The organism is Cupriavidus necator N-1 (genome assembly GCF_000219215.1).
Lineage (GTDB): Bacteria > Pseudomonadota > Gammaproteobacteria > Burkholderiales > Burkholderiaceae > Cupriavidus > Cupriavidus necator.
In genome coordinates, this window is the sequence record NC_015724.1 from 127,065 (window position 1) to 143,516 (window position 16,452).

13 protein-coding genes and 5 pseudogenes are annotated in these 16,452 nt (G+C 60.2%); 11 read left to right on the forward strand and 7 right to left on the reverse strand.

From position 1 onward, the window contains the following. Positions 1 to 67 precede the first annotated feature (67 nt). The 3 genes from CNE_RS37295 to CNE_RS37305 are packed head-to-tail and all read left to right on the forward strand — an operon-like array spanning position 68 to position 3,451. Positions 68 to 1,039, forward strand: a complete 972-nt coding sequence (locus CNE_RS37295; RefSeq protein WP_013954224.1) for a Bug family tripartite tricarboxylate transporter substrate binding protein — start codon at positions 68 to 70, stop codon at positions 1,037 to 1,039. 43 nt (positions 1,040 to 1,082) lie between these two features. Then, complete coding sequence (locus CNE_RS37300) at positions 1,083 to 2,219, forward strand: 2-methylaconitate cis-trans isomerase PrpF family protein (protein WP_041229383.1); 1,137 nt, start codon at positions 1,083 to 1,085, stop codon at positions 2,217 to 2,219. Between the two features lie 47 nt (positions 2,220 to 2,266). Further along, positions 2,267 to 3,451, forward strand: coding sequence for an acetyl-CoA C-acyltransferase family protein (locus tag CNE_RS37305; RefSeq protein WP_013954226.1), 1,185 nt, complete (start codon positions 2,267 to 2,269; stop codon positions 3,449 to 3,451). 24 nt (positions 3,452 to 3,475) lie between these two features. Here CNE_RS37305 and CNE_RS37310 read toward each other — a convergent pair. Continuing rightward, positions 3,476 to 3,734: pseudogene (locus tag CNE_RS37310) on the reverse strand (DUF6429 family protein). Between the two features lie 5 nt (positions 3,735 to 3,739). Beyond that, positions 3,740 to 4,756 carry an IS630 family transposase gene (locus CNE_RS37315; protein WP_238553266.1) on the reverse strand — a complete coding sequence of 339 codons (1,017 nt, stop codon included), beginning with the start codon at positions 4,754 to 4,756 and terminating at the stop codon, positions 3,740 to 3,742. 183 nt (positions 4,757 to 4,939) lie between these two features. Between CNE_RS37315 and CNE_RS37320 the strand changes: the two genes are divergently transcribed. Next, on the forward strand, positions 4,940 to 6,118 hold the full coding sequence (locus tag CNE_RS37320) for a porin (protein ID WP_041229384.1): 1,179 nt from the start codon (positions 4,940 to 4,942) through the stop codon (positions 6,116 to 6,118). A gap of 139 nt (positions 6,119 to 6,257) precedes the next feature. Here CNE_RS37320 and CNE_RS42645 read toward each other — a convergent pair whose 3' ends face one another. The 3 genes and pseudogenes from CNE_RS42645 to CNE_RS37330 all read right to left on the reverse strand — a co-directional run. Further along, on the reverse strand, positions 6,258 to 6,749 hold the full coding sequence (locus CNE_RS42645; RefSeq protein WP_080569697.1) for a porin: 492 nt from the start codon (positions 6,747 to 6,749) through the stop codon (positions 6,258 to 6,260). Between the two features lie 296 nt (positions 6,750 to 7,045). After that, entirely contained in the window at positions 7,046 to 7,270 is a 225-nt protein-coding gene (locus tag CNE_RS42655; protein WP_013954233.1) for a hypothetical protein, read from the reverse strand. A gap of 19 nt (positions 7,271 to 7,289) precedes the next feature. After that, a pseudogene (locus CNE_RS37330) lies at positions 7,290 to 7,600 on the reverse strand (transposase); the annotation flags it as partial. 101 nt (positions 7,601 to 7,701) lie between these two features. Between CNE_RS37330 and CNE_RS42660 the strand changes: the two are divergent. Next, a pseudogene (locus tag CNE_RS42660) lies at positions 7,702 to 7,898 on the forward strand (TrbI/VirB10 family protein); the annotation flags it as partial. A gap of 28 nt (positions 7,899 to 7,926) precedes the next feature. On the opposite strand, the pseudogene CNE_RS37335 reads toward CNE_RS42660, so the two are convergent. After that, positions 7,927 to 8,288 (reverse strand): annotated as a pseudogene (locus CNE_RS37335) (IS110 family transposase); the annotation flags it as partial. 328 nt (positions 8,289 to 8,616) lie between these two features. Between CNE_RS37335 and CNE_RS37340 the strand changes: the two are divergent. The 6 genes and pseudogenes from CNE_RS37340 to CNE_RS37365 all read left to right on the forward strand — a co-directional run bounded on the left by CNE_RS37340 (position 8,617) and on the right by CNE_RS37365 (position 15,940). Next, the gene (locus tag CNE_RS37340; RefSeq protein ID WP_013954236.1) at positions 8,617 to 10,122 is read left to right on the forward strand and encodes an aldehyde dehydrogenase family protein; all 1,506 of its coding nucleotides are present in this window, start codon (positions 8,617 to 8,619) and stop codon (positions 10,120 to 10,122) included. 135 nt (positions 10,123 to 10,257) lie between these two features. Then, positions 10,258 to 11,697: an FAD-binding protein gene (locus CNE_RS37345; RefSeq protein WP_013954237.1), complete on the forward strand. Its 1,440-nt coding sequence runs from the start codon at positions 10,258 to 10,260 to the stop codon at positions 11,695 to 11,697. 724 nt (positions 11,698 to 12,421) lie between these two features. Beyond that, entirely contained in the window at positions 12,422 to 13,183 is a 762-nt protein-coding gene (locus CNE_RS37350; RefSeq protein ID WP_013954239.1) for an SDR family NAD(P)-dependent oxidoreductase, read from the forward strand. A gap of 129 nt (positions 13,184 to 13,312) precedes the next feature. Then, a pseudogene (locus CNE_RS37355) lies at positions 13,313 to 13,993 on the forward strand (phosphotransferase); the annotation flags it as partial. Continuing rightward, on the forward strand, positions 13,990 to 14,787 hold the full coding sequence (locus tag CNE_RS37360; RefSeq protein ID WP_041229385.1) for an enoyl-CoA hydratase/isomerase family protein: 798 nt from the start codon (positions 13,990 to 13,992) through the stop codon (positions 14,785 to 14,787). The pseudogene CNE_RS37355 and the gene CNE_RS37360, both read left to right, overlap by 4 nt. Beyond that, a complete protein-coding gene (locus tag CNE_RS37365; protein ID WP_013954242.1) occupies positions 14,780 to 15,940 on the forward strand; it encodes an acetyl-CoA C-acetyltransferase in 1,161 nt (386 codons plus the stop codon). The genes CNE_RS37360 and CNE_RS37365 overlap by 8 nt, the downstream gene beginning before the upstream one ends. Before the next feature lie 154 nt (positions 15,941 to 16,094). Here CNE_RS37365 and CNE_RS40480 read toward each other — a convergent pair whose 3' ends face one another. After that, positions 16,095 to 16,400 (reverse strand): YciI family protein, encoded by a 306-nt coding sequence (locus CNE_RS40480; RefSeq protein ID WP_319609761.1) that lies wholly within the window; start codon positions 16,398 to 16,400, stop codon positions 16,095 to 16,097. Between the last annotated feature and the right edge of the window lie 52 nt (positions 16,401 to 16,452).

Sequence of the window (16,452 nt, forward strand, 5' to 3'; positions counted from 1 at the left end):
ACGCTGGCTTCTCGGCACCTCGATCGGCGAAGCTGGAACCAATCGAAAAATGTTAGGAGACATGTCCATGAAGCGGAGAAGCTTTCTTTCAGCGTTGGGTGCGACTGCACTTGCAAGTCGATCCTTCGCATCGGCGCCCCACAGCTTTGCTGGCAAACAGTTGCGTTTTGTCATCCCCTACAACGCGGGTGGCGTGGCTGACTCGAGTGCCCGCATCGGCCTGGAAGGCCTGCAGACCGCACTTGGCTCCGGGGTGGTTGTCTTCGACAACCGCCCCGGAGCCAACGGCAACATCGGCACCGAATACGTCACGCGCCAGCCCGCAGACGGGACCAACTTCCTGGTGATCCCATCGTCGCAGCTGACGACGAACTCGTTTGTTCCGGAACTGCGCATCAAGGGCATCGACGTCCTCGAGCGGTTCGTGCCCGTCGCGCCTCTGGTCGATATCCCGCTCGTGCTCATGGTGAACGCAGACAGCGGCATCCAGTCCTTCGCCGACTTTATGCGAAAGGCCAAGGCTTCCCAACTCCGGTTCGGCAATCCGGGCGTTGGCACACCTCATCACCTTGCCGCGCTGCTGCTCGAGAAGCACACCGGCGTGCGGATGATCCATGTGGCGTACAAGGGTGGTGCCCCAATGGTGGCGGATCTTGCGGGGCAGCATCTCGACGCGGTGTTCTCGAGCTGGAGTACCGCGCACGGCTTGGTGACCGCCGGCAAGCTCAAACCGCTTGGATCGCTACAGTCGGGCACGGCGTTCGGTGGCCTTCCATCGCTCAACGGCGAGCTGGGCGGCTCGTCGGTGCCCACATGGACCGGTATCTTCGCGGTGGTGGGCACACCCGAGGGCGCAATGGACGCCGTGAATCAGGCGACACGAACCGCATTGCTCAGTCCGCAGCTGGAGGCGCGTATAAAGGATCTCGGGCTGGTGCCGATGCCCATGTCACGTGCGAAAAGTGCTGCCAAGCTGAAGGAGGAGGCCCGCTTCATGCGGGGCTTCCTTGGGAAAATCCAGCTCGACTTCTCCAAATAGGCTCGAAAGGAGTTCGGAATTGAGCAATGCAAATTCTCGGCGGATGAGCGAGCAGGTTCGGATTCCCGTCACCATCATGCGTGGTGGCACCAGCAAGGCATTATTTCTCGCGCAGCGAGACATCCCGGCCGATCCCGGTCGCAGGGCGCGCTTACTGCTTGCTCTCTTTGGAAGCCCTGATCCGCGACAGATCGATGGGCTCGGCGGCGCCGATGTCCTGACCAGCAAGTGCGCCATCATCGGACCGCCGTCGCGGCCGGACGCGGATATCGACTACACGTTCGCCCAGATCGGCATCGATGCGCCGACGGTCAGCTACGAGATGGTCTGCGGAAATATCTCGGCGGCGACCGGGGTGTACGCATTGCAGGAGAAGCTGGTCGCGGTCCAGGAGCCCGTCACTGAAGTGCGCGTGCACAACACGAATACAGGCAAGATCTTGCGGCTACTGGTGCAATGCGCCGATGGCGAGCCCCGCGTCGAAGGCGATTGCGAGATCGACGGCGTTCCCGGCAGTGGTTCGGAAGTGGCTCTTGATTATTCGGGCACCAGCGGAGGCGCGACCGGCAAGCTCCTGCCTACGGGACATCCACGAGACGCCGTCCATGTGCCACTCCTGGGGCGGGACATCGAGGTTTCAATCGTTGACGTCGGAACAGTTTGTGTGTTAATCCGCGCGGCGGATCTAGGGGAAACAGGAACCGAACTGCCAGGAGAGTTCAACCCCAGAACCTTCGAGGTCGCGGAAGCCGTGCGTCAATGGGCTGCAGAGCGTTGCGGTCTTCAGGGCAGCTACACCCCCTATCAGATCGTCGTAGGCCCACCGCAGAGCTACAGGGCTTTTAGCGGCGACCGCGTGGTCGAGTCCGGCGAGATCGATCTGGTCGCGCGCATGGTGGGCGCGAATGGCCTCGTGCACAAGGCGTTTCCCGGCGGCGGCTCGGTCTGCCTGTCCATTGCGGCGCAGATCGAGGGGACGGTGGCATCCGAAGTCCGCGGCGGCCACCAGGGGCCGGCGAGGATCAGGATTGGGCATCCGAGTGGCGTATTCGGAGTGTACGGCCATGTGGCACGCGGCGCTGATGGCGAATGGTCGGTGCAGGAGGTTCATTTCGTGCGCACCGCCAGGCGCTTGATGGATGGCTTCGCCTATGTGCGCACCAGTGCGCTCAGGGGATAGGTCGAAGATGAGCATGAACCCGTTTCCACCTCGTTAAGGACTTCACCATGAAACAACGCGACATCTTCGTGGTCGGCGCTGCCCGCACCGCTATCGGCACCTTCGGCGGCTCGCTGAAGGACGTTCCCAACACCCAACTGGCCACCACCGCCGTCAAGGCCGCCATCGAGCGCAGCGGCGTGGCGCCCGCCAACGTGGGCCACGTGGTGATGGGCAACGTGATTCCCACCGACACGCGCGACGCCTACCTGAGCCGCGTGGCCGCGGTGGACGCCGGCTGTCTCATCGAGACGCCGGCCTTCAACGTCAACCGCCTGTGCGGCTCGGGCCTGCAGGCCATCGTGTCGGCGGCGCAGGCCATTGCCCTGGGCGATTGCGACATCGCCATCGGCGCCGGCTCCGAATCGATGAGCCGCGCCCCGTATTTCGATACGGCGGCACGCCACGGCGCGCGCATGGGCGACGCGCAACTCGTCGACTACATGATCGGCATCCTGCACGACCCGTGGGAGAAGATGCACATGGGCATCACGGCCGAGAACGTGGCGGCGCGCTACGGCATCTCGCGCGAGCAGCAGGACGCGCTGGCCGTGCAAAGCCAGCAGCGTGCCGCGGCCGCCCTTGCGGCCGGCCGCTTCAAGGAGCAGATCGTTCCGGTGGAAGTGAAGACGCGCAAGGGCGTGGTGCTGTTCGATACCGACGAGCACGTTCGCGCCGACACCACGCTGGACGTGCTGTCGAAGATGAAGCCGGCCTTCAAGAAGGACGGCCTGGTCACCGCCGGCAATGCCTCCGGCATCAACGACGGCGCCGGCGCAGTGGTGCTGGCCGAGGGCGAGCGCGTGAAGGCGCTGGGCCTCAAGCCCCTGGCGCGGCTGGTGGGCTATGCGCACGCGGGCGTGGAGCCGGCCTACATGGGCATCGGCCCGGTGCCGGCCACGCGCAAGGTGCTGGAGCGCACCGGCCTGAAAGTGAGCGACCTGGACGTGATCGAGTCCAACGAAGCCTTCGCCGCCCAGGCCTGCGCGGTCATGAAGGAGCTGGGCTTCGATCCGGCCAAGGTCAATCCCAACGGCTCGGGCATTTCGCTGGGCCACCCGGTGGGTGCCACGGGCGCGATCATCACGGTGAAGGCGCTGGCCGAGCTGCAGCGCGTGCAGGGCCGCTATGCGCTGGTGACCATGTGCATCGGTGGCGGCCAGGGCATCGCGGCGATTTTCGAGCGGGTGTGAACAACTATCCCCCAGTGTCGTGAGTTAGAGATTCGTTTCATTATTGCCTTGTCCGCCTGCCGCCACGAAATGGCGCATGAAAAGGCGTTCGGATTCGCGCAATCCTTCCTCGGTGAGGATGACTGATTTCGCCTTGTTTAACAGGGTCGGCAATGAGACCTCGTTCATGCAGGCGGTCGAGCACCTCCCAGTCGAGGCTTTTCCAAGCCCGGTTTTGGTCATGCAGGGTCAGGTAGAGCAGCGCGAGGACAGCATCGTCGATGGCAGCGGTGTCGATGTTCATGGCATTCATAGTGCTGCTCTCCTGATTCGCATGAAAAACCGCTCAAGGCTCGCGAGGATTTCGTCGGCCGGCTTGCACCAGACGATGGGCCTGGGATTCGCGTTATAGACATCGAGGTAATGCCGGATCGCCTCTTCAAGTTGGCGCGTCGAGCGATGCGTGCCACGTCGTATGTACTTCTCAGTCAGCGTGGCGAACCAGCGTTCGACCTGATTGACCCACGATGCGGATGTCGGCGCGAAATGAACATGGAAGCGTGGGTGTCGAGCGAACCGGTTCTTGATCGAAGGTGTCTTGTGCGTACCGTAGTTATCCATCACCAGATGCACCTCCAGATTTGCGGGCACGTTGGCGTCGATTGTGCGCAGGAACTGCAGGAATTCACTGCTGCGATGGCGACGATGCAATTCACCAATGACTTCACCGGTGGCGATGTCCAGCGCAGCAAACAGCGTAGTGGTGCCGTGGCGCATGTAGTCGTGAGTACGGTGCTCGGGAATGCCAGGCGCCAGCGGCAATATGGGCTGCGTGCGATCCAACGCCTGGATCTGGCTCTTCTCGTCCACGCACAACACCATCGCCTTGAGCGGAGGATTCAGGTACAGACCAACGATGTCGCGAACTTTGTCGACGAACAACGGATCGCTCGAGAGTTTGAAGGTTTCCTGCCGATGTGGCTGCAGGCCAAAGGCTCGCCAGATTCGCGAGACGGCTGTCTGAGAAAGATCCATCTCCCGAGCCATCGTGCGCGTACTCCAATGCGTCGCTCCGCTGGGAACCGATTCCAGCGTCTTGGCGATTACGGCATCGACTCGCGCATCGTCAATCGTTCTGGGCGCGCCCGGGCGCGGCGCATCGAGCAGTCCATCGAGTCGATGTGCCACGTAGCCCGCACGCCATTTCGACACGGTTTGCTGCGTGACCCGCTGTTTCGCCGCGACTGTCTTGTTGTCGATGCCATCGGCGCACGCTAGCACGATCCGCGCTCGCAATGCCAGCGCCTGCGCCGTCTTGCGACGCATCGTCAGCGCCGTGAGCTGCTCGCGCTCCGCCTCGCTCAATATGAGTTCCGATCGTCGCCACCTCGGGTCCGTGGTATCGACTTGCACGGTACTACAGGTGGAATTTTATTCAATGAATTTCTAACTCACGATACTAGGGGCGCACCATTAAATGAAGGGGAGACAAGGAAGATGAAGCGTGTGATGAAACGATCCATGGTAGCGCTGGCTGTGCTGGCGGCCTTCAGCGGGACAGCCATGGCGCAGGCGGGTCTGACGCTGTACGGCGTGGCGGATATCAACGTTGAATACGTCAACCATGTCGGCAAGGTTCCGTCGGCAGCCAACCAGTTCAATCCGGGACCGGCCAACGACGCCTGGCGTATCAACTCCGGTGGCGTGGCCGGTTCGCGCTGGGGCCTGCGCGGCGAGGAGGATCTCGGCAATGGCCTGAAATCCGTCTTCGTGCTGGAAAGCGGCTTCAACCTGGACAACGGCACGCTGGCGATGAGCGGGCGGCTGTTTGATCGCCAGGCGTTCGTGGGCGTGCAGAGCGCGAGCTATGGCCGGCTCACCTTCGGCCGGCAATACACGTCGATCATGTATGCGCTGGCGAACTTCACGCCCATGGCGTTCGCCTCCCAATATGATCCGATCGTGGCGCAGATCGGCCCGAACTTCCGTGAGGACAACACTGTCGCGTACAGCGGCACGTTCGGCCCGGTGACAGCCATGGCCCACTGGTCATTCGGCACCGGCGTCGCGCTTCCGCAGCCGGCTGCCAATGGCGTCGCGGTGGGAGGCAATGGCGAAGTGCCCGGCCAGTTCCGGCGCGATGCGGGCTACGGCGTGGGGTTGAACTACTTCGCCGGAAAGCTCGGGCTGGCTGCTGCGTACGACCAGTTCAATCCTTCCATCGGCACCGCCGGCGGTACGATCAGCAGTGGCGCCTATAAGAAGGCAGCCGTGGCAGCCAGCTATGCGATCGGGCCGGTCACGGTCATGGGCGGCTACCGCTGGGGCCAGAACAAGGATGCGAATGGTATCCTGCTGCAGCGCGATGACCTGTATTCGCTTGGCGCCAACTACCAGGTGACTTCAGCGCTGGACCTGTCAGTCGCCTACAACTACCAGGACCTCAAGAACTTCCTGGGCAGTACCCGCCTGGCCAATCCCTGGCAGGTTGCCCTGCGCGCCAACTACGCGCTCTCCAAGCGGACCTCGCTTTACCTGACCACGGCGTTCGCAAAGAATGCTGGCCTGATGCTGGACTCGGGTCCGACTGCCTACGTCACCAGTCTCTTCCTCGGCAACAGCTACGCGCTTGCCGGTGGCCAGAGCACGATGCTGGGGGCGGCATTGGGGATCCGCCACACGTTTTGAGGCTGGTCCACCTGAACGGAAAGAAGCGCGCGGCGTATTGCAGCACGCTTCGTCATCAGGCGCTCTCGTCGTTGCAGTCGAGAAAAAAATGCGCTTAGCCCTGTTACGCGCCGCCAGGCGCCAGTTTCCGTCTACCTCTTCACTTCTTCACTTCTTGTTGCTGCGTGGGCCCGGCCGTCTCGCCCGAGCAGTACGGCAGGCGCGGATCCGTCAGAACTTGTGGCGAATGCTGGCCATGAACACCCGTCTGGTTATCGCGTGGCGTCACGGTGCTGCCGAACCCGTTCAGCCCAAGGTTGGAATTGTTCTTGTTGCGCAAATTGCCCACGTTCAGGAATGCGTCGGTGCGCTTGGACAGGGTATAGTTGGCTGACGCCAGCAGCATCCACGGGTCCTCGCCGTTGCGCTTGTTGTTGAGGTGGTAGCCCGCGCCGGTCAGCGTCAGTGCCGGCGTGGCCTGGAAGCCGTAGCCAAGCCGGAAGAGATTGTTGCGGCGCTGTGGCGTGCCAGGTGTGACGCCGATATCGCCTTTGAACCAGCGATAGCCGGCCAGCAGCGTCGAGCTGCCGAAACTGACGTTGGCGGCCGCCGCGATGCGCCGGTCGGTCTGGCCGGAGTTCTGCCCGGCGATGCCACGTGTGCCTTGTGCTGGTCATAGTTCACGGTGGCGCCGAATTGCCGTTGGCGTACTCCAGGCCCGCGCCGAACGCTCGATCGCTCTTGACGTCTTCGGGTACCTTGGTGCCATGCGAGGTGGTGCCGCCCGCGCCGGTGATGGTGATGCCGCGGGCAATCTGAACAGGGCGGTGGCGGTGACAGGACCAAACTTGCCGGTGTGCTTGGCGGTGTTGTCGTAGCGGCCCGCAAAGTTTGCATCAATCGGCATCGCTGAGTAGCGTGCGGCCAGCACCATCGGCTCATAGTTGATCAGCAGGTCAAACAGCGCGTTCTGCTGCCAGCCAAGCGTGACGCGGTCCCACTGGTTTTCCAGGCCCACAAAGCCTGGCGGCCGAACTGGCGTCCGCCCTGGCCGGAAGCGCCGCTATCGAGGTCGAAGCCGCTCTCCAGCGTATAGACCGCCTTCATGCCGCTGCCCAGGTCCTCGACGCCGGGCAGGCCCCAGCGCAAGCCCGACACGTTGCCGGACGTCATGTGGGACCGCTTGTCGCCAGCCCCGTGCGCGCACGAAAGCAAGTGGCTCGCGTCGGACCAGCGGGCTCACTATTTTTTCCCGTTGGTCTCCTTGAGGATCTCGATGTCAAGAGCCCTCTCGGCCAGCAGTTTCTTCAGCCTGCTGTTCTCAAGCTCCAACGCTTTGAGCCGTTTGACGTCCGTTGCTTCCATCTGGCCGAAGTGCTTGCGCCAAGCGTAGATCGTGGCCTCACTGACCTTGTGCTTCCTGGCGGCCTCGGCCACCGTCGTCCGATCCGCTTCGCGCAGGATCGTGAACATGTGCTCTTCCGTGAATCGACTCTTCTTCATGAGCTCCTCTTCGGGCGGGAGCCATCTTCCTTGAAATCAATGTCTCGGAGAAACCGGGCAGGTCAAGTCCGCGACGTACAGAACATCGCCGACATCCTGGCAGATCCACGCGCAATCCCGGTGGATTGGAGTTGCCGGCGTCTCTTTACCAGGTGATGGCAGGAACCACAATCCCCGTTGCGCTGGTGATAGGGATCAACTCCGATCTGCGGGGGAGGTCACCGCCAACGTTTCAGAAGCGGTATACGACACCGACACGGGCCGCCACCTGCTGGTTCCGCAGGGCTCGCGCCTGATCGTCACTACAACAGCCAGCCGTGCGCGCCTTGACGCACACGATGCAGTGAGAGCCGCGCCTGTTGTTCGATATTCTTGACTGGCACAAAACGCATCGACGGACGTGTCACTGCCTCGCAGATGGCCTCCGCGTCAGCGACGTCGTTCTTGTTGCTTTTCACATAAGGCTTGACGAACTGAGGAGCCATAAGCCTGACCGTGTGGCCCAGAACCTGCAGCTTGCGCACCCAGTGGTGTGCGCTGGAGCATGCCTCCATCCCGACCAGGCACGCAGGCAAGTTTGCGAAGAACGCTGCGACTTGGGCACGTCGCAACTGTTTGCGAAGTACGGCCTGCCGTGCTCGTTGGCACCGTGGATCTGAAACACATTCTTGGTCAGGTCGAGGCCGATCGTCGTAACCTGCGTGGTGGACGTTCCCTCCGAATCGAGTGTTGGCTGACACTTCCACTCTGGCACTGAGATGCAGTTGTCGGGTGGGCGCGTCCATCCCATTGCTTACCTTAGACAAACTGAAAAGAATCAAGAAGAAATCTCGATTTACGACCACCCCTTGTCTGCCTAGACTACTTCCTACCGAACACGGCGGAAGCGTGGTGAGTAGGCAAGTCTGACTAACTGGAGCACTTATGAAGCGGAGACACTTTCAGGTCACGGCAGGAGCCGCTGACTCTGGCACCTGGATCAACCAGCTCTTCGAACCGTCGTTGCGAGTGAAGCGATGAGTCGTTCGGATCAGACTGAGAACCACCGGTTCCCTGAGGTCAACCCTCATACGCGGTACGACCTATTCATTGCCGGCGAAGCTGTCCCTTCCAGCGGGTCGGATTCGTTCACGTGTTTTGACCCCTTCGAAGAGACCGAATGGGGCATCGTACCGGTTGGAACCTCCGATGATGTTGACCGCGCGGTCCGCGCCGCTCGAGCTGCATTCCCTGCCTGGGCCGCGACCCCTGTGGCAGGCCGCGCCGAGATTCTCCGAATTTTCGGCAATCTGATCCGCGAGAACGTGGAAGAACTTGCCCGCATCCAGGTCCACGAAAATGGAAAGACCATCACTGAGATGCGCGGCGCAACGTCGACGTTGGCCCCGCTCGCGGACTATGTCGCACAGTTGGCGATCGCAGATCACGGTACGACGGTCCAGCCGACCCTTCCGGGCCATGACGCGTGGACAAGGCCCGAGCCCATCGGCGTCATCGCCGCTATCGCACCTTGGAATAACCCCCTGGTGCTGCTTGCATGGAAGCTTTTCCCGGCCATCGCAGCTGGCAACACGGTCGTGATCAAGCCTTCCGAAGTAACCCCCGTATCAACTCTGCGATTGGCACAGCTAGCACGACAAGCAGGTGTTCCTGCTGGCGTGATCAATGTTGTGACCGGCGCCGCCGAGACCGGAGCGGCTTTGGTCTCGCATCCGGACATCGACAAGGTGGCGTTCACGGGGTCCACCGCCACCGGCATCTCGATCGCCAAAGTCGCGGCTGCCCGGGTTCTCCCCACCACTCTCGAGTTGGGAGGGAAAGGGCCGCAGATCGTCTTCCCCGAAGCCGACCTCGCTCGGGCTGTTCCCAGCCTGCTCGCAGGCTTGATCGCGGGCACCGGACAAGCCTGCAACGCAGGGTCACGGCTGCTGGTCCACGAATCGCTCTACGACGAGGTCCTCGAGCGACTGAAGTTAGCCCTGGCGAACGTCAAGATCGGGGATCCTCTGGATCCCAAGGTCCAAGTCGGCCCCCTAGCTTCCCGCGCACAATTCGCTAAGGTGACGGGGTACTTCGACATAGCTGCGCGAGAGCAGACCACGAAACTACTATATGGCGCACGCGTTGGCACCGAAATCCCGGAAGTTACTCGCGGCTTGTTCGTCGAACCGACAATCTACGCCACGCCAGATCGAACTTCACGTGTGCGTTGCGAAGAGATCTTCGGTCCTGTCGGCGCTGTCATTTCTTTCCGCAGCGAGAACGAAGCCATTGAGGTGGCCAACGAAACCGAATTCGGGTTAGTGTCGGGTCTCTGGACGCAGGACGTGGACCGTGTTGCGCGAGTCTCCAAGCGACTCCGATCGGGAGTCGTCTGGGTAAATACTTGGCGAGCCTTCGGAATCAACGTTCCATTCGGTGGAGTGAAGATGAGTGGCCTAGGACGCGAACTCGGGCCTGATCTTCTGCACGAGTACACGCAAGTCAAGTCCATCTGGTTAGGTAACGGGCTGGAAACCTGACACAGGAAGACCGCGCCCTCCCGCTGGCAAGGATCCGTGAACGATCCGGTACTGACAAGGCGACCACTAGAAAAGCCGCTTCTATCGCCACTCAACCCAAGTTAGCAAATCATAACCAACAGGAGACTCTCGGACATGAACACCGAAAACAACTACGACATCATTGTCATCGGCTGTGGAGCTGCTGGACTAGCCACAGCTATCGCCTACGCCGAGGCTGCCGACCGTTCGGACAAGATCGCACGAATCGCACTGCTCGAACGAGCGCCCGAGGAAGAACGCGGCGGTGCAACGCAATGGACCGCGGCGCTCCTGAGGATCGCTGAAGACGGTCGTTTCGATACTAATTGGCGACAACTAGTTGACGTTCTCGGTGGCGGACTTCCTGACCAAGAGTACTGTGCGACCCTGGAGAAGGAAGTCCCCGCGACTTTGGAGTTCCTGACCAGCCGAGGCGTGCCACTCGAACGCCTTCCTTGGCCCGCTCCCATCAACTTCGCTCACGGCGAGGTAAAGCTTCAGACAGTGATGCACCCCGTTAACGGCGGAGCGGGGATCGTCTCGGGACTATTCAACGAGCTCACCAAACACAAGGGGGTCGAGGTCCACTACCGCACAGAAGCCGTGCGACTGAGCATCTCCGATGACGGTGCTGTGAACGGAGTTGTAGTCCGGAAAGAGGACGGCCGGCTTCGAACACTACACGGAAACAACGTGATGATCGCCAGTGGAGGTTTTGAAGGCAATAAGGAAATGCTGACGCGGTACCTCGGCAGCAACGCATGCGATCTCGTCCCCATTGTACCGGGGATCAAGAACAACCGAGGTGAAGGCATCACGATGGCGATTGAGGTCGGCGCGGATACGTCGGGACAGTTCGACATGTTCCACGCTGAGGCAATTGACCCTCGCAGTTCACAACCTGATGCAGTTGTTTGGGCGACTCCCTATGGGATCGTGGTCAATTCTGACGCCAAGCGCTTCTTTGATGAAGGTTCCCACACCCTTGACCGAACTTTTGAACTCCTCGGATATGAGATCTGGAAGAACCAGAATCAGCGGGCATTCTGGATCACGGATCAGCAGATCGCAAACCTTCCTGGCATCCTTGCGATCAACTTCACCGATGTAGATCCGATTGCTGCTGACTCCATCGAGGGACTCGCCGAGAACCTAGGCCTCGATCCGTCCGCACTCGAATCCACAATCGCGGAGTTCAACTCTGCATGCGGTTCGCAGACTTTCGATCACACAAGGCTAGACGGTAAATCCACCACTGGTATCACACCGCCCAAGTCGAACTGGGCCAATCCAATCGAGCAGGGGCCGTTCCTCGCTGTACCACTCACCGGCGGCATCACATTCACCTTTGGCGGTATCCGAACCGATACGGTCGGACGGGTACTCACCCCAGCCGGCACGCCGATAGCAGGTTTGTACGCTGCCGGAGAAGTAACTGGCCTCTACTATCACGAGTACCCCGCCGCAACTTCAGTACTCCGCTCAGTCACCTTCGGCCGGCTCGCCGGTACCCATGCTGCTACCTGTTCGCCATCGCGCGACGCACACTCATGAAACTGCTGGTGCACGATGGCTTAGGCGTGAGGTGCGCTGCGCGGCGCCTGAACCAAAGGCGCTTCGTCGGGCCAGGCCTCGATGCTGGCGCGTCATTGCCGTAGCTCACTCGCGAGCTGTTCGGCACGCTCGTGCTGGGCCTGCCATGGCAGGGACTGGAGAACATACGGATCATCACACGCACGTGAAGGCCAGGCACCGCGGTTGACAGCGCAAGCCCGGTGCCCAACTGGCCAGCCTTGCCCGAAAGTGCGCTCATGCGCGAGTTGCGGAGCTTCAGCCCGAGGATCTTGCAGGTCGATCACCGGAGGCGATTAGTGCGCTGGCGGTTCGAATGCTGCAGAACATCCTGCAGCAGGCCGAATGTATCGAGCAGCAGCAGCCAGATCAGGGCCAAAAGACGACGAGCTTCACGCCAGGGAAGAAGAGCTTACGCCGAGCGTCTCAGGCTGTGTGAGGAGACACTGGCAGAGGACGAAGCGAGCCTAGCGTTTGCCCGTCTTGGGTCGAGCGGTGGATTCGCACTCACAGCAGCAGTTGCCGGAGCGATGACGGCACTCACAACTAGCGAGCAGGAGAGTTCGTAGGGATGGCGTGTTCCCTTTCTGCTGTCGTTTCCTCTGACGTTACTCCGCTTCTGGGCTCGAACGCGCGTGCGGGAAACAATGGAATCAACGACGCGCGCGAAGAACCATACCCCCGTGTCATCAAGAGGAGTTGAGGAATGCAGATCAAATATGTAGCAGCAGTGGTGACGGGCGGTGCTTCAGGTCTTGGCGGGGCAGCAGCCAAGCGCTTGGCGGAAGCAGGCGCAAAAGTCGCAATCTTTGACCTGAACGACGAACTGGGCCGGGCTCACGCACGGGCAATTGGTGGGCAGTTCTTTAAGGTAGATGTCACCGATGAGGTTGCGGTTGCCAGCGCACTTGCACAAGCAGAGGAGTTGCACGGTCCCGCGCGTATCCTGGTGAACTCGGCAGGAGTAGGGGCACCTGCAAAGGTTATCTGCCGAGACGGCGAGCCGCTGCCGCTCACGGACTTCTCCAAGATCATCTCAATCAATTTGCTCGGCAGTTTCAACGTTCTTTCGAAATTTGCAGCAAGACTGCACAAGGCGCGCGCACTGGGCGAGGAACGTGGAGTGATCGTCAACGTTGCGAGCGTGGCAGCCTTCGATGGCCAGATTGGGCAGCCGGCATATGCCGCGTCGAAGGCCGGTATCGTGGGAATGACGTTGCCGATTGCTCGCGAACTTGCGCGGTTCGGCATCCGTGTAATGACGGTCGCGCCTGGTATCTTCTTGACGCCTCTATTGGCAAGTTTGCCCCAGGAAGCGCAGGAGTCGCTGGGTCAGCAGGTGCCATTCCCGAGCCGTTTGGGCCAGCCTGACGAGTTTGCACAACTGGTTGAGGCAATCGTGACAAATGCCATGCTCAATGGCGAAGTTATTCGCCTCGATGGCGCCATTCGGATGGCCCCACGATGAGCGCTACCACGAACTACCATGCCGACGAAATCGCGGCCCTAGTTGAGCGATTCGTCCGCGAAGTCGTGGTGCCATACGAGCGTGATCCCCGTCGCGATCATCACAACTGTCCTACGGAAGAGCTGCTACGCATCGTTTCGTCAAGTCCAGCTTGACGCCAGGCCCGAATATTTCGACGCGATGAACCGAACGATGCGGCATTGCACCGGGTCGATCCAGTTGCAATCGGACTTGCTGACTATGGCAAGTCTGGCAACTACTTCAGCCGGCAGAGCGCCCGTTGGACGAAGCAGTATCGAAGACACGGATGCTGGTCGAGATTCATGCATGGATGCGCTAATCGAATGGCTTCCTTTGGACATACCTGCAGAAGACTCCTGTGCCATCGTCCGTGGTGACTTCCGATGCGACAACATGATCTTTCATCCGACCAATTCCGAGGTAGTCGCGGTACTGGATTGGGAACTATCGACACTCGGTGACCCTTTGGCAGATTTCGCCTATCAAGCGATGATGTATCGCATGCCGCCCAGTATCGTCGCGGGACTCGCAGGTGCTGACCTGAAGGCATTGAACATTCCGAGCGAAGAGAAATACGTACGAGATTACTGCACCCGTACCGGACGTACGGACATCGAGAGTTGGCCGTTCTACATTGCTTTCAATTTTTTCCGGATGGTGGCGATCTTTCACGGCATTAAGGGTCGGGTGCTGCGCGGCACCGCGGTGTCGGTTCATGCCAGGGATCGAGCTGCCAGCTTCACGGTTCTTGCAGAACTCGCATATCGTTCCATGAAGGAGTGCCAATGACAGAGCAAGTAATTCTCAGCGTTGAAGGGCCGGTCGCAACAATACGCCTAAATCGTCCGGAGGTTGGTAACTCGATCGACATGGGATCAGCGCAAGCACTCTTGAAGGCTTCAATTCAGTGCGATCAAGATCCCGCGATTCGATGTGTGATTTTGACCGGAACTGGGCGGCTATTTTGCGCTGGTGGTGACCTCGAAACGTTCCGCGCGGCTGGTGATCAGGTTCCGGGCTTACTAAGTGAGCTTGCGGGAATCCTTCATCTGGCCATCTCGCGCCTTCAAAGAATGGGCAAGCCGCTTGTTGTTCTTGTTAATGGTCCAGCCGCGGGTGCAGGGTTAAGTCTTGCGATTAGTGGTGACATTGTTCTCAGTGCGAGATCCGCTCACTTCACAGCGGCATATTCCGCGGTTGGGCTCAGCCCAGATGGCGGACTTACCTGGAACCTGCCCAGGCTGATCGGTCTGAGAAAGGCGCAGGAGATGGTCGTACTGAATAAGCGTGTCCCGTCGCAGCAGGCAGAGGACATTGGGCTAATTACACGTGCCGTCGATGACGATAAGTTGCTCGCAGAAGGAATAGAGCTGGCCGAGACCCTTGCCAGATCTGCCACAGGTGCGTTGGGCGGCACGCGGCGTCTTCTTCTCGAGACCTATGAGGACGGCCTGGAAGCGCACTTGGAAAAAGAGGCACGAAGCATTGCTGCCTTGAGTGCCGGGCTCGAAGCCCGAGAAGGTATATCGGCCTTCGTCGGGAAGCGCAAACCTATTTTCTATCGAGGAGTCGAGAATGGCTGAAGCCTATATTGTAGAAGCGGTAAGAACCGCGGGAGGCCGGCGGAATGGGAAGCTGGCTGGCTGGCATCCAGCCGATATGGCAGCCGAGGTGTTGAACGCTATGGTTGAACGCTCCGGAATTGATCCGGCCGCCGTCGATGACGTCATTCTCGGTTGTGTCACTCAGGCAGGCGAGCAAGCGTTCGCCTTCGCAAGGAACGCCGTATTAGCTTCACGGCTGCCAGTGAGCGTGCCAGCCGTAACGATTGACCGCCAATGCGGAAGCTCGCAACAGGCTGTTCAGTTCGCCGCTCAGGCGGTCATGTCCGGCACTCAAGACGTTGTCATCGCGGCTGGTGCCGAGAGCATGAGCCGTGTACCGATGTTCTCCAACATTTCACTGCATGAAAAGGCAGGTATTGGAGTCGGGCCGTTCAGTGAACGAATCAAGGCGCGCTTTGGCGTTAGAAACTTCAGCCAATTTGCGGGCGCTGAAGCGATAGCGCGAAAGTATGGCTTCAATCGCGCCGTGCTGGATGCATTTGCGCTGGTAAGCCACCGGAGAGCAGCGCAAGCAACTGATTCCGGCGCGTTCAAGGCGGAGATTGTCCCTTTGGCGACCGAAACAGGATGTCATATGGAGGATGAGGGAATCCGAAGGGACGCCACGCTAGAAAGCATTGGTGCAGTAAAGCTCCTGTCGGAAGATGGGGTGATTTCCGCGGCGAATGCCAGCCAGATCTGTGATGGTGCCTCCGCTGTTCTGGTAGTCAGTGAACAAGCGCTGAAGCAATACGGACTGACACCCATTGGGCGAATCGTGAACATGACGGTCACCGCCGGCGACCCGGTGATCATGCTCGAAGAGCCGATCCCTGCTACACGTCGTGCGCTCAGCAAGGCTGGCTTGAAGATTGACGATATCGATCTATATGAAGTGAATGAAGCGTTCGCGCCAGTACCCTTGGCGTGGCTCCAGGCCCTTGAGGCGGATCCTGCGCGACTCAACGTGAATGGTGGCGCGATCGCGCTTGGGCATCCCCTCGGGGCCTCAGGTAGCAAACTGATGGCGACACTTATTCACGCGTTGCGTGCCCGTGGCAAGCGCTATGGGCTGCAGACCATGTGTGAGGGCGGTGGAGTCGCCAATGTAACCATCCTGGAGGCGCTCTGAAATGGCCTTACAGACTCGCGTTACGAAACTGTTAGGCATCGAGCATCCCATTAAACAACAGTGGTAGACGTCACAGCGGATGAGAAATCCATTACGGATCAATCAGTTGGATCGGGGTGAATGCTAGCGGATATAGCGTCTGCCGCTGGCGGAATTAGCGATCGACAACAGCAGTTTCGCCAGTGCTGGATGATGCTTGAGCGAAGCAAACTCCGTCACGCGGTACTCCGCCAAACCGTATTGGAAATGGGTCTTCGCGCAACAGCTTGTCGAGCTCGTTTCTGGCGATGAGCCCACTCACCAAGATCACGCCGCCATCGCGTGGATTCTTGGGGCCAGACACTAGGAACAGGCCCCGCGCGTACTGCGCATCGAGAAACCGTCGATGCTCGGAAAGTCGGGCTTCGATAGCATTTAGCGGCTGCGTATAGGTCAACTCAACGATAAACATGGTTGTCATTCGGAAATACTCCCAAGCGCCCTTCAGCGAAAGGGACATCTGAGGGGCGGCG

What these genes read in the sequence shown, in the direction of transcription:
- CNE_RS37350 (WP_013954239.1), top strand. Translation starts at nt 12,422, where the DNA reads ATGCAGATCAAATATGTAGCAGCAGTGGTGACGGGCGGTGCTTCAGGT.
- CNE_RS37305 (WP_013954226.1), top strand. Translation starts at nt 2,267, where the DNA reads ATGAAACAACGCGACATCTTCGTGGTCGGCGCTGCCCGCACCGCTATC.
- CNE_RS37320 (WP_041229384.1), top strand. Translation starts at nt 4,940, where the DNA reads ATGAAACGATCCATGGTAGCGCTGGCTGTGCTGGCGGCCTTCAGCGGG.
- CNE_RS37365 (WP_013954242.1), top strand. Translation starts at nt 14,780, where the DNA reads ATGGCTGAAGCCTATATTGTAGAAGCGGTAAGAACCGCGGGAGGCCGG.
- CNE_RS37345 (WP_013954237.1), top strand. Translation starts at nt 10,258, where the DNA reads ATGAACACCGAAAACAACTACGACATCATTGTCATCGGCTGTGGAGCT.
- CNE_RS37360 (WP_041229385.1), top strand. Translation starts at nt 13,990, where the DNA reads ATGACAGAGCAAGTAATTCTCAGCGTTGAAGGGCCGGTCGCAACAATA.
- CNE_RS37315 (WP_238553266.1), bottom strand. Translation starts at nt 4,756, where the DNA reads ATGCGTCGCAAGACGGCGCAGGCGCTGGCATTGCGAGCGCGGATCGTG.
- CNE_RS37295 (WP_013954224.1), top strand. Translation starts at nt 68, where the DNA reads ATGAAGCGGAGAAGCTTTCTTTCAGCGTTGGGTGCGACTGCACTTGCA.
- CNE_RS37340 (WP_013954236.1), top strand. Translation starts at nt 8,617, where the DNA reads ATGAGTCGTTCGGATCAGACTGAGAACCACCGGTTCCCTGAGGTCAAC.
- CNE_RS37300 (WP_041229383.1), top strand. Translation starts at nt 1,083, where the DNA reads ATGAGCGAGCAGGTTCGGATTCCCGTCACCATCATGCGTGGTGGCACC.
- CNE_RS42655 (WP_013954233.1), bottom strand. Translation starts at nt 7,270, where the DNA reads ATGACGTCCGGCAACGTGTCGGGCTTGCGCTGGGGCCTGCCCGGCGTC.
- CNE_RS40480 (WP_319609761.1), bottom strand. Translation starts at nt 16,400, where the DNA reads ATGACAACCATGTTTATCGTTGAGTTGACCTATACGCAGCCGCTAAAT.